The organism is Paraglaciecola sp. L1A13 (genome assembly GCF_009796745.1).
Taxonomy (GTDB): Bacteria; Pseudomonadota; Gammaproteobacteria; order Enterobacterales; family Alteromonadaceae; genus Paraglaciecola.
Genome location: NZ_CP047024.1, coordinates 1,487,358 through 1,499,986 on the forward strand (window position 1 = coordinate 1,487,358; position 12,629 = coordinate 1,499,986).

At 44.5% G+C, this 12,629-nt stretch carries 11 protein-coding genes; 4 read left to right on the top strand and 7 right to left on the bottom strand.

The features are described from left to right. Positions 1 to 21 precede the first annotated feature (21 nt). Positions 22 to 1,356 (top strand): sulfite oxidase, encoded by a 1,335-nt coding sequence (locus GQR89_RS06200; protein ID WP_158769251.1) that lies wholly within the window; start codon positions 22 to 24, stop codon positions 1,354 to 1,356. 2 nt (positions 1,357 to 1,358) lie between these two features. After that, positions 1,359 to 1,766 (top strand): hypothetical protein, encoded by a 408-nt coding sequence (locus GQR89_RS06205; protein WP_233269095.1) that lies wholly within the window; start codon positions 1,359 to 1,361, stop codon positions 1,764 to 1,766. A 152-nt stretch (positions 1,767 to 1,918) separates the two neighbouring features. On the opposite strand, the gene GQR89_RS06210 is transcribed toward GQR89_RS06205, so the two are convergent. Beyond that, the gene (locus tag GQR89_RS06210; RefSeq protein WP_158769252.1) at positions 1,919 to 2,308 is read right to left on the bottom strand and encodes a Cd(II)/Pb(II)-responsive transcriptional regulator; all 390 of its coding nucleotides are present in this window, start codon (positions 2,306 to 2,308) and stop codon (positions 1,919 to 1,921) included. A gap of 70 nt (positions 2,309 to 2,378) precedes the next feature. On the opposite strand from GQR89_RS06210, the gene GQR89_RS06215 reads away from it, so the two are divergent. Next, entirely contained in the window at positions 2,379 to 3,005 is a 627-nt protein-coding gene (locus tag GQR89_RS06215; RefSeq protein WP_158769253.1) for a cation transporter, read from the top strand. 82 nt (positions 3,006 to 3,087) lie between these two features. Here the strand turns inward: GQR89_RS06215 and GQR89_RS06220 are convergent, their stop codons facing one another. The 6 genes from GQR89_RS06220 to GQR89_RS06245 form a co-directional block, all read right to left on the bottom strand. Continuing rightward, on the bottom strand, positions 3,088 to 3,429 hold the full coding sequence (locus GQR89_RS06220) for a hypothetical protein (protein ID WP_158769254.1): 342 nt from the start codon (positions 3,427 to 3,429) through the stop codon (positions 3,088 to 3,090). Positions 3,430 to 3,733: 304 nt separating this feature from the next. Beyond that, on the bottom strand, positions 3,734 to 6,130 hold the full coding sequence (locus GQR89_RS06225; RefSeq protein WP_158769255.1) for a TonB-dependent receptor: 2,397 nt from the start codon (positions 6,128 to 6,130) through the stop codon (positions 3,734 to 3,736). 397 nt (positions 6,131 to 6,527) lie between these two features. Further along, positions 6,528 to 7,568 carry a TRAP transporter substrate-binding protein DctP gene (dctP, locus tag GQR89_RS06230; protein ID WP_158769256.1) on the bottom strand — a complete coding sequence of 347 codons (1,041 nt, stop codon included), beginning with the start codon at positions 7,566 to 7,568 and terminating at the stop codon, positions 6,528 to 6,530. A gap of 1 nt (position 7,569) precedes the next feature. Beyond that, on the bottom strand, positions 7,570 to 8,856 hold the full coding sequence (locus GQR89_RS06235; RefSeq protein ID WP_158769257.1) for a TRAP transporter large permease: 1,287 nt from the start codon (positions 8,854 to 8,856) through the stop codon (positions 7,570 to 7,572). Position 8,857: 1 nt separating this feature from the next. Then, positions 8,858 to 9,409 carry a TRAP transporter small permease gene (locus GQR89_RS06240; RefSeq protein ID WP_158769258.1) on the bottom strand — a complete coding sequence of 184 codons (552 nt, stop codon included), beginning with the start codon at positions 9,407 to 9,409 and terminating at the stop codon, positions 8,858 to 8,860. A gap of 26 nt (positions 9,410 to 9,435) precedes the next feature. Continuing rightward, positions 9,436 to 11,523, bottom strand: coding sequence for an alpha-xylosidase (locus GQR89_RS06245; protein ID WP_158769259.1), 2,088 nt, complete (start codon positions 11,521 to 11,523; stop codon positions 9,436 to 9,438). Positions 11,524 to 11,872: 349 nt separating this feature from the next. Between GQR89_RS06245 and GQR89_RS06250 the strand changes: the two genes are divergently transcribed. Continuing rightward, entirely contained in the window at positions 11,873 to 12,622 is a 750-nt protein-coding gene (locus GQR89_RS06250) for a GntR family transcriptional regulator (RefSeq protein ID WP_158769260.1), read from the top strand. The last annotated feature ends 7 nt before the right edge of the window (positions 12,623 to 12,629 follow it).

Here is a 12,629-nt window from a genome sequence, read left to right on the forward strand (position 1 = left end):
TTGTCTTAATGAGGTGATGTCATGAAACTTACACGGCGCAAGGTTGCTGTTTCTCCTGCTCAGGTACAATCGGCACTATCCAATGATTCAAACATTGGCACTTCGCCAATTGTTAGTTCTTCCCATGAACGCAGGGTTTTATCCAGACGACGTTTTTTGCTGGGTTTAGGAACATTTGGAGCATTGACGGGGGCACAGACGCTACTCGCGCCCCTACTGCCATCAGGCATGATATCCAGTGCCCTAGCTCAAACTAATAGCCCTGCAACGATTATCGGAAAAAGCGCTGGGCTGGTGGTATTAAACGATCGTCCGATCAACGCCGAAACACCCGCTCATATGCTTGATGACAACATTACCAAAGCAGAAAATATGTTCGTGCGTAACAATGGTATTCCGCCAGCGAGTATTGACGTGGCGAACTGGGTGTTAACCATCGAAGGGGAGTCAGCCAAGGAATCCAAGCAATACACGTTGGCCGAATTAAAGCAAAAATTTACCCATCACAGTTATCAAATAACGTTGGAATGCGGTGGCAATGGCCGAGCCGAATTTAGCCCAGGGGCCAAAGGCAATCAATGGACAACAGGTGCTGTAGCCTGCCCCAAATGGACAGGGGTACGTTTAGCCGATGTCCTTAAGGACGTGGGAATAAAAGATGACGCGGTTTACATAGGCTATTACGGGAAAGACACTCATATTAGTGGTGACCCAACTAAAAACGCTATTTCACGAGGCGTACCTATAGCCAAGGCGCTTGAGGATGAAAACCTTATCGCTTGGGCCATGAACGACGCAGATATACCGGTTATGAACGGTCATCCGTTACGATTAGTCATAGGTGGTTGGCCAGCATCGACTTCAGGCAAGTGGCTTGAGCGTATTGTGATACGAGACCGAGTACACGATGGCGCTAAAATGGCCGCGCCTGCCTATCGGGTTCCTTGTGAGCCGGTAGCACCTGGTAGTGAGGTTGCAGCTGAAGATATGTGTATTATTCACGCTATGCCGATTAAGTCCTTGATAACGTATCCAAAATCCGGTGAAAGCCACAAAAAAGAAAATCAATTTGTTGTGCGTGGTCATGCTTGGGCAGGGGACAAAGTCGTTAGTGATGTTCATATTTCCGCCGATTTCGGGCAAACTTGGCAATCTGCTTCGCTAGAAAAACCAGCGAATCGTAACGCTTGGCAACATTGGCATAGCCAAATTCAATTTCCTACTAAGGGGTACTTCGAAGTATGGGCGAAGGCAACCGATAGTGACGGTGTGAGTCAGCCGATGATATTGCCAGGGTGGAACCCCAAAGGTTATTTGAACAACGCATGTCACCGCGTTGCTGTACAAGTGGTGTAATGATGAGTAGACCACTTCTCACACGTCGCGATTCAAGGGCACAAAGGTTTCGAATACTTGGTCTACTGACGATTGCTCTGTTGGGCTACACGAACGCCATGGCCGAAACTACTGTAACTACTGTCCCACAGAATGGAATCGATCCTATTTCTGGGTTTGTGATTAAACCTGGATTTGAAATAGTGCGAGCCAATTGCACAGCCTGCCACTCTGGTAAACTAGTGACGCAAAACCACATGAGTCGAGAACGCTGGTTGACGACTATCCGCTGGATGCAAAAAACGCAGAATCTGTGGCCCTTGCCTCAAGAGAAACAGATACTTGATTATTTGAGCGCTAACTATGGCGAAAGAACATCAGGCCGTAGAGCACCTTTGCCCGCGAACTTGATGCCTTCTATATCTAAATAAACGGCTTCAATAACTAAATGATACTCAATAGGCTTAGTCCCGATTCAGCCTGTTGTGTAATAGAAAGGTTAATAGTCTTCGCGTCTTTTGCAGTGATCACCGCCAGCCGTCTCCGGCACTTCTGGTCTTGCAGTGGTCGGGCCTTTCTATGGCTAGTTAGCACGTAAATGCTGTAGAATTTCGCAGTCTTTTATATGTTCGTTGCCACAGCAATTGGCGAGCGCTTGCAGGTTTTTTTCTAACTGCAGTAGCTCATATTGTGCGATGCGAATTTGCTCAAGTTGCTGGGAAATTAGCGTATCGACTTGCGCGCAAGGCGCATTGCCATCGCTTTGCACAGCAACCAATCTTTTTATGTCAGCCAGAGGCATACGCAACTCTTTGCAGCGGCGAATAAATTTTAACGATGAGACGTCTTGTTCGCGATAATAACGGTAACCGTTGTCACCTCGTTTTGCCTCAGGTAGCAGACCAATATCTTCATAATAACGAATGGTCTTAGCGTTGACACCAGTAACACTGGCGAGTTGTTTTATTTGCATAACCGGTTGACCTTCCTGTAGCTGGAAGCTTTATTCTACGCTTATTCAATAACAAAGTAACGAGGATCCAATGAGTGAATGCTGCGGCGTAAATGCCCAAGATAAAGAACAGCGAACGTTACTATGGACGGTATTAGGACTAAATGGTGGCATGTTTTTCGTGGAATTCATTGCCGGCTGGTTAGGTGACTCAAGCGGACTAATGGCCGATTCGTTAGATATGCTTGCCGATGCCATGGTGTATATGGTGGGTTTATATGCAGTTGGAAAGGCCATTCAGTATAAAGCTAAGGCGGCATTATTTAATGGGAGTTTACAATTGGTGCTTGCTGGGTTGATATTGATCGACGTGGTAATGCGACTGGTGAGAGGCAGTGAACCGCAAACGGGCATTATGTTATGGATTTCTTTGCTTGCATTGGCAGTGAATCTATTCTGCTTTATTTTGTTGTCTCGTTATCGCACTGGCGATATCAACATGCGTGCCAGCTGGATATGTTCACGTAACGATATGATAGCTAACGTGGGTGTCATTATATCTGCAGCTTTGGTTGTGTGGTTAGATTCAGCGATCCCAGATTTAGTTATAGGTACTATTATCGCATTAGTGATCGTGCAGTCATCAGTGAAAATTGTTCAAGAGTCCAGAGCAATACTCAAAGGTGAAGATAAACCCAAGCCCTCATGCTGCGGTTAGCCAAATAAGCTACCTAGCTCAACAAAAAAGCGACTAGTAGGTAGTCGCTTTTATTCGTTCTCAGTGCAAATCGCCTAGCGCATTAATCGTAATGTGCGTGAGAGTGGCCTTTGCTGGCATCGGTCCAGTGCCCTTCCGAGAGCGATAATATCACCGCATCAACTTCATTCAATAGCTCCACAGACTCAGCTGTAAAACAGCCTCCAATCACCACTAAGCTTTGATCAGACAATTCCCCCAGCTTTGTCAGCGCTTTGTGCACTAAGCTGCTTTTCACTACGTTTTTACGATCGTGAGGGAAGGTAATCAAGGTGCAGGTGTCTTCAAGATGTGATTCACAACTCAAGGCTAACTTTCTGTATTCCGTTGGTACACGTTCTTTAACTAAGAACGACTCTAAATGCTTTTGAATATGAAATTTCATAATTTACTAATAGATCATCAATAAAAGTAACAATATGGCAATGCCATATCAATTTAGGTGTTTCAGCACTCACAGAATAAACCGCGAGGAGAACACAGTTTAAAGCTAACTACTTTGAATTTAATCGGCTAATGACTCGTATGTAGAATAAGTAAAAGCGGATTATAAATAAACTTACCCTAGCAGCCAATGGAATTAAAGAGTTGTTTTAAATTTGTGCGCAATAAATGTAAGAATTATTGATTCAGGCATAAAAAAGGGTGCCTAAAAGACACCCTTTGCACATACTAACTCTCAGAGAAGGTTAGAATTTTGCGCGTAACTGCACACCGAAGTAACGGTCTGCGTCACGTGGGATTTGATAACGGAAGTTATCGCCACTGTAAGTGGTCACATAACTCTTATCTGTTAAGTTTTTACCGATCAGGCTGATGCGGTATGCGTCATCGTCAAACGAGAAGGCCAAGCTCGCGTTTAATATGCCATAGTCTGGTAACAAGTCTATTGCTGTTGCTGTGCCACCAGGGGCGCCCGCGTACATCTCGTCTGTGTATACATACGAGCTGTTTAAGATAACGTTCATGTTATCTAGCTCCCATAGGTATTCGCCTGTCACTGAGTATTTAAGATCAGGTGAGAAAGGTAAATCTGCACCAGAGCGACCCGTACAGTTTGCATCAGTCACTGGGCATTTGAACTCATCGACTTCAGCATCAACTTTAGATAGACCACCGGTTAAGGTGAAGTTATCGGTTGCCTGCCACATAACGTCAAACTCAATACCTTGGGTCGTAACCGAGCCTGCGTTAGTTAGGCGGGTGATCGTTACGCCATCAAGCAACTCTGAGTTATTCGCTTGGAAACCATCGATATTGGTTCTGAAGATTGCGGCATTAAATATTAAGTTATTGCTCGCGTATTTATACCCTAACTCGTACGCATCTGATGTTTCCTTATCAATGGGGAGTGCATCAGCATCGGCCATGTTGTAGAACACGTTGAACGCTGGGCCTTTGTAACCTTGCGAGAAAGTGAAATAGGCCATGCTGCTGTCAGTTAAGTCGTATTGTGCGCCAATTTTACCTGATACATTGGTTTCATCAGTTTCACCTTGATAATCGGTTTCAAAGCTTCGTACGCCAACACCTGTGCGTTTGTATTCGTCGTTACTGCGACGGTCATGTGAGTAGCTCACCTCATCGTCAGTGTAGCGAATACCGAATAATATACGTAAGTCGTCGTTGATATGGTATTTACCATCAGCGAACAATGCCCAGTTATCGAACTGTGTGCGCATGAAGGCGGTTGCACCAACGATATCGTTAGCATTACAGCTTAAGTTTTCATCAGCGATAAACTGATTAATCTGTGCTTCAGATGGGTCAGCTACGCCAAGGCTCTCGGTCAGGTACGTGCCAATTGCCGCTGGGAATTGACCACCGTTATTTTGACAGCTGGCATCACGGGTAAAGTTACGCTCTGATTTTTGTGTCCACCAGAATGCACCCAATTGGTAATCAAAGTCACCGCCAACAGGAGACGCTATACGGAACTCTTGAGAGGTTTGTTTCCAGTTTTGTACACCCGTATCATGAAGCTGAAATCCAACGCCACCGTCAGGCACACTGCCGAAGTCAACAGGTAATGGAATAGAGCCCGTCGTAGAGGTGAAATCACCTTCACGGAACTCGGTGTTGTCCCAGCTGCGATGAGCAGTGATTGAGGTAAATTCGTGATCGCCAATCATTTTGTCTACTTGCACAGAGAACCCAGTGGTTTCATCTATGGTGCGGGTTTCAAAATCATGGTCGATTTTACGTTGGTCTAAATCTAGGTCACCATTGCCTGTACTATTTGGTGCAGCATCAGAGGAAAGATAACGATTGCTCGGTGCCAGTTCTAAATCGGCACAACAGTTGTCGTTAGACTTTACATTTTCAAATATAAATAGGATGTCGGTATCGTTACCGGCATCAATGTCTAGCATACCGCGAATACCTTCTTTGTCGTATCCGTTGGTCGTTTCATTGTTGTAGACATTGTCAATGTAGCCGTCGTACTGAGATTTCAATACGGTTAAGCTACCGTTTACATTATCGTTTAGGGCACCTGTTACACTTGTTTTTAGGCGATATTCATTACCTTGAAACAAGGTCACTTCAGCAGAACCGCCAAATTCATCGGTAGGGCGTTTAGTGGTGATGTTTACCACACCTGCAGATGCGTTTTTACCGAACAATGTACCTTGAGGGCCACGTAATACTTCGATGCGCTCTAAATCGTATAAATCAACGAATGCCTGGCCAGAACGGCCTAGTACAACACCATCAACCACGGTAGATACGCTTGGCTCTGCCGCCACGCTGAATGAAATCGTCCCGATACCACGCACGGTAATGGCGGAGTTACGGTTGGTGTTACCTTTACGGAAGCTAACAGAAGGCACCAATGCTTGTAGGCCTTCAATGTTTGCAGAGAACGCAGCGTTAATTTGATCTTCACGTAACACAGATACGGCAACGGGAACTTCGTTGAGGTTTTCTACGCGTTTTTGCGACGTAACGGTGATCTTTTCCATTAAGCCTTTATCTTCAACTGGCGCTACTTCTTGCGCGCTAGCAGCGAAGCCAATTGTCATACACGTACCAAGAGCGAGTGCGCGTGTTATGCCTGAATGTAGTGTGCTAGGTTTTAGTAACATGGTGTTCTCCACGATCTCTGTTTAGGGGTAAGTCCAGCTTTCATTCATCGAGTGTCCAGACGATGAATAAATTGTGCATTTGCGGTCTCGGCTTACCATTCTTCGTTTATAGGTAATTTCTCTCGTTGAGCGAAACTGTCATTGCGATGACTTATAGGGCATCTAGTGTCATACATTAGATGTCTTATATAAGACAAAAGATAGACAAAATTTAACCATAAAGTTAACCAATTGCAATCTTTTTGTTAAAACGGTTCCCCGTGAAAGGATGAGTGGTTATTAATGAGGTGAAGCGCATGAAGCCTTATTTAAAAGGCTTTCCAGGGTAGGGGGATTCCTAAAGTTAGCCTTAGTTAATAGTGGGTATAATTATAATTGATACAACTTTGTAACAGCATTAAGGTGCGTTCGCATCGCATTGCGCGACTGAGGCTGTTAATAGCATTAACCAATCACTGCCATAGTTATCTTCAAACCATTGGCGCATATTCCCCGACGCATCTTTGAATGCTTGTTTTTCTGCTAGGGTGGGGCGATAAACAGTGCCTCCGGCTTTTTCAAATAATTTGTAGGAGTTTGCTTCTTGATTAAATACCAGATCATTGGCGGCTTTTTGCTGATGTTTAAAGCCTTGGTCAATAATGTCTTGAATCTCTTTAGGTAAAGATTGCCAAACGGGCTCTGAGAACCACCACAAAGCCGCCATATAAGAGTGGCCATCTAGCACGATGTATTTTAGATGTTCTTCTAACTTCGCTCCGATAATATCTTGTATACCGTTCTTACTGCCTTCGACCACACCTGTTGCCAGCGCTGTATATAACTCAGCCCACGAAACAGGCGTCGGATTTGCACCGAGTTGGCGGACTAGTTCCTGTTGTATTTTAGCTGGTGTAGTACGAATTTTTTGCCCGACTAAATCAGCAGGATGATGTATCGGTTTGCTGGTGGTAGCGAAATTACGCCAACCGCCAGTGTTGGTAACACCCATTAAGCGAATATGCAGATTTTGCTCTAAAACAGTGGTACGCATTTTACCTAAAATAGGCCCTGCAAGTACGCATTGAGCTTGGGCGTCGTTATCAAATACATAAGGCAAGTCGAGTACTTGTGCAGGAGCGAAAAAGTTACCCGTGCCGCCTGCCGTAGTAGGGAACATCTCCAGCACACCTTTTTGCAAGTTACCGATGCACTCAGGTACCCCGCCACAAAATTGTCCTGACGAATAGAGCTGAACTTGCACCCGGCCTTCACTGGCTTTTTCGACATATTCTTTAAAGGCCAATAATCCAACGTAGTCTTCATCTTGAGTCGAAGCTTGAATTGCCGCTTTGATGATAAATTCAGCGCGATCAGAATTAGAGTTTACAATACCGCCAATGCTAGCAACGGCAATGAGGGCATAAACGATTAGTAAAACAAGGCGTTTTGTATTCATATCAAGCAAACCCAAAAAGACGAGGTAAGGTCATAGTGACCGCTGGGAAATAGGTAATAATGAAAATCACCAGAACTTCTACTGCCAAGAAAGGCAGCATTTCATAGGCAATGTTTTCGGTCTTTTCGCCAGATACTGAAGCTGCAACAAATAACACCAGTCCCATGGGAGGGGTTGCCAAACCCACGGTCAAGTTAACGCACATGATCACTGCAAAATGCAAGGGATCGATACCTAACGAGATAAAAATAGGCGCAAAAACGGGCCCGAGTATTAAGATTGCGGGCCCGGCATCTAAAAACATGCCGATGGCGAATAAGAACAGGTTGATGATAAGCAGCAGTAGTAACACATTGTCGGTAATACCGACGATTTGTTCGGCCAACGTATCAGCCATTCCTGATACGGTTATGATCCACGCGAACGTTACCGCTGAGCCAACTAGCAATAATATGGTTCCTGATTGCACGGCCGCATTCACCAATATATGCGGTAATTTATCAAACTTAAGAGTGTTAGTAACAAACAAGGTAATAATCAGCGCATAACCGGCAGCTGCCGCTGCCGCTTCGGTTGGGGTAAATACACCCAGTACAATACCGCCCAATAAAATAACCGGTGTTAACAAGGGCAAAAATGACGTTTTAAGGGCACTGCCACGCTCATACCAAGTGGCTTTCTGGTTGGCTACAGGGTAGTTACGTTTTTTGGCGATACGGCTTGTCACTATCATTAAACCAGCACAAATCAGCAGGCCTGGGGTGATGCCGGCTAAAAACATGCCGGCAACGGAGACGTTCATGATAAACGCATACAAGATCATGATCCCTGATGGTGGAATAATTGGCCCGATGACGGAAGAGGCAGCAGTAACCGCAGCGGCGAAACGGCGGCTATAGCCATTTTCTTCCATCGCGGGTATCAGCATTTTACCTAACGCTGAGGTGTCAGCTACCGCAGAGCCTGACAGACCGGCAAAAAGCACAGATGACAAGATATTTACTTGGGCTAAACCTCCACGATAGTGACCAATCAAGGTTTGGCTAAAGCGCACAATGGATTGGGTAATGCCGCCTTGATTCATTAACTCACCGGCCAATATAAAAAAAGGAACAGCCATAAGAGGAAATGAATTCATCCCGGAATATAAACGCGTTAACAAGGCTGAGAAAAACACTTGGTTGCCATCAAGCATTAAGCTTACACCCGGGCCAATTAGTAGCGCGAACACCACAGGCGTTCCAGCGGTTAGCAACAGAATGAACACCCAAAAGTAACTGATAGACATATTATTCGACTTCCATGGGGGGGATGGTTTGCTCGGTTAGGTAGTGTCGGGCAAAAAGTTGTTTGATCAAGTTTTCAATAGCGACCATAAATAAGGCAGCAAACATTAAAGGTGCACACGCATAAAAATAGGCTAATTTGATGGGGATTGATGAAGCATAGATTTCTAGACCACCTTGCCAAAATGCAACACTTTCTTTAAAAAATATTGCGCTGATCATAATAACCAAAACGGTAATAATGACTTCAGTCGTGCGACGCAATCCATCCGGTAACGCATCAGCGAACATCTCAATCGATACATTTAGATTTTCACGATAAGCCCATGGAGCGACTAAACATGCTACCCAAACCATAAGGTACTTAGCGAGCTCTTCGGTCCAGGCCAATGAATCGTTTAGAACGTAACGATAAAATACTTGAGCTAATATCATGAGTAACATGGCAGCCAATAAGGCGCCTGCAACGTTTTTACCCAGCGAACTGACCGCGTAATTGACCTTACCTAGCGGACGATTGAATGCCAATAATCCGCGACTGACAGCATTTTGCATGAGATGTTCTCCGGCTGCGTGGGGCGTTATTTAGGCCAGTAGTGGCTTATTTGCGGTTTTTGATCTGTTAATGCATTGGTGTGTTCAACATCGGGACCTAAGGGGATACGTTTACCTTTAGGTACGAACACGGCCATTTCCTGCAACCCTAACGTTAAGGTATAGGGTTTGCCCCCTTGGTAGGTTTGCTCACTTGGAAAGCGCTGCCACTCACCTTCTGGCAAATAAAATTCCACGTCGCCGCCGGGTTTTAGACAAGGCACTATAAGCATGTCATCACCGAACATAAATTGCAGTTCAAATGCACTTGCCAATCTATCTTTTGGAAAGGCCAATGCCATCGCTCGCATCAGAGGCACACCCGTCTGAGTCGCTTGTTGCATGGCGTTATATATATAAGGTAGTAAACGATAACGCAGTACCAGTGCTTGGTTTACCGCTTCTTCTGCTTCAACGCCGTAGCTCCAAGGTTCACGCTGGCCAATACCGTGTAAACGCATATGGGCACTAAACACAGCAGCTTGAGACCAGCGGATAAAGAGTTCTTGGTCTCGTGTATCTTTATAGAAACCGCCGACATCAGTGGCAAAAAATGGAGCTCCGGATAACCCCCAAGACAACGCGCCACGTATGCTGGCACCTAATCCGCCCCAATCTGCCTGTGGATCGCCCCCCCATTGACTGGGGAATCGCTGGGATCCGGTCCAAGCTGAACGGCTAAATAAGAAGGGACCATTTTTAGAATATTTCTCAGCCGCTTCGTACACACACTTGTTATATAAAAAGCTGTACACGTTGTGCAGACGATTACCAGAGTCACCGTTGTAAGCTAACATGTTGTCGTCTTCTACTTGCTCGCCAAAATCAGCTTTGATCATGTCTATGCCTAAATCAAAAAGCGGTTTGTGTGACTCTAACCAGAAAGCATAAGCATCAGGGTGCGTGAAATCGACAATACCAGATTCTGGTAAAGGGGTAAGGACTTCGGCAAAGGCACTCATATCCCATTTATATTGGTAAGCTTTACCGGTGCGCTTGTCTTTCAACAACCAACCTTTTTTGGCCATTTCGGAAAACAGGGGATGCTGTACTGACACTAAAGGGTATTCCCAAATACAGACTTTGAAATTATCGGCTTTAAGTTTGCTGATCACAGCCGCAGGATCGTCAAAACGTTTGGGATCCCATTCGAACGCGAAACGCGTATCGGTATCTTGCCAAGCACGACCGTCAAGAGTGATAACATCGCATGGCATTTTGTGATCGCGTACGTCTTTTGCGGTAGCCAACAATTCAGGTACGTCTTTGTAATAGGCCTTGGATAAAATAACACCCAAACTCCATACTGGCGGTGTGGGTGCTTTGCCTGTTAAGTCAGTGTAGGTTTTGATCATGGCGTTGCCGTCGTCACCGTGCATTATAAATATGTCCAAGGTTTCATCTTCTACCAACACACCATAAGCGCGTTGTGACCAAGTGGCATAACCGACTGCATGGGTAACTGGTGAAGGAGTATGAACAAATATACCCCAGCCATTTGGGCTCCAGCAAAATGGCGTATTTTTATATGAAATTTCAGCATTAACACCAAGCGCATCGTGATTATAGGAGCGCACGAGTTGACCGCGTTTATTCAAGTTGCCCCACTTTTCGCCCAAACCGTATACGGCTTCTTCGGTGGCCAGCTCTAGGCTCATCAACCAACCTTTATCAACTTTTGCTAATGGTGGTAAGCGGTAACGACGGACAAAGTGACCATCGTTGGCAGATTGTTGTACTGTTTTGTTGTCTTGAATAAGCTCAAACGTGAAAGGGGAGTGTCCAATGACTAACTTGCTGTCACCTGCGATAAGCGTCGTTTGTTGATCGCCGTTAACGATATCTGCGCTGATAATATCGGGTGTTGTAACGAGTAAACCATAATCAGGTTGACCGCTTGCACCGATACGTAGGCGCACGCCAAAGGCATGAAAAGCAATCTGTAAATTACCCTCTGAGGTCGACAACAATATACTGCCATCAGTTGATAAGCTGGCTTGGCCAGTGATATTGGCTTGTTCTATTTGATTCCAATTTGGAGCGGTAACATCAAATGTAGACGCTATTTCAGACATGAATTTTTCTCACTGGTGATAATGGCATGACTAAGGTTAAACACGACAATTAGCTTTGAATAACGTATTTAAACAATGTGATCTTATATAAGATATAAGTTATAGCAGTGTTAATTTATTGTCAATCATTGTTGCGGGAAAGTTACTTAGATGGCTGGTGTATATAGGCTGGAGAATTTTAAGTTATTGAAAAAATTCTTAAAAATTGTCAAGCAGAGCTGAAATATTGCCAATGTATAACTACCAAATTGATAAAAAATAAACTTTAATGTAAACGAATAGATATTATCTTGTATAAGATACACAGTTAATATTACTCTTATATTTTGTTTTACTAAATTTGCCGTATATGAATGAGAATCGCTTCGACAACAAACTTAGCCGCCTGGGCTTGGCTTTCCAACCGTTATACAAACAGGTTGAAGAACAAGTCACTCAGCTGATAGTAGAGCAACGCTGGAAGCCAGGTGAGATGCTGCCCAACGAGTTCCAACTTGCCAGTGAATTTGGTGTAAGCCAAGGTACTGTGCGTAAAGCATTGAATAGCCTAACCAGTGCTAAAATTCTAACCCGTCGGCAAGGTATCGGTACCTTTGTTTCTGAACATACTGGTCATCATGGTCTTTATCGATTTTACCCTTTGATTGCAGACGGTAAAAACCCTGAGTTACCCAAAGCTGAGTTGCTGGCGATTTCAACGCAAACAGCAAGTAAAAAAGTAGCAACAGCATTATTGCTTAATCCTAAAGATAAGGTGATTGTACTGACCAGAAGGCGCATTTTGGACAATGAATTTTGTATTGCTGAAACCATATATTTACCACACAAATGGTTTAAGGCGTTGCTTGATGAAAAAGAAGTTCCTCATACTTTATACCATTTCTATCAAACCAATTTTAATCTTACGGTTCATACTATTCGCGATAGTATTAAAGCGGACTTAGCAACGCAAAACGATGTGGATATCTTAAATATTAAACTGGGCGATCCGCTGTTGGAAGTCATCCGTATCGCGCAATCGTTGAATGACAAGCCGATGGAATATCGTGTGAGTCGTTGTCGCAGTGATAAATATCACTACTTAGTGGAATTAAATTAAGCACGTA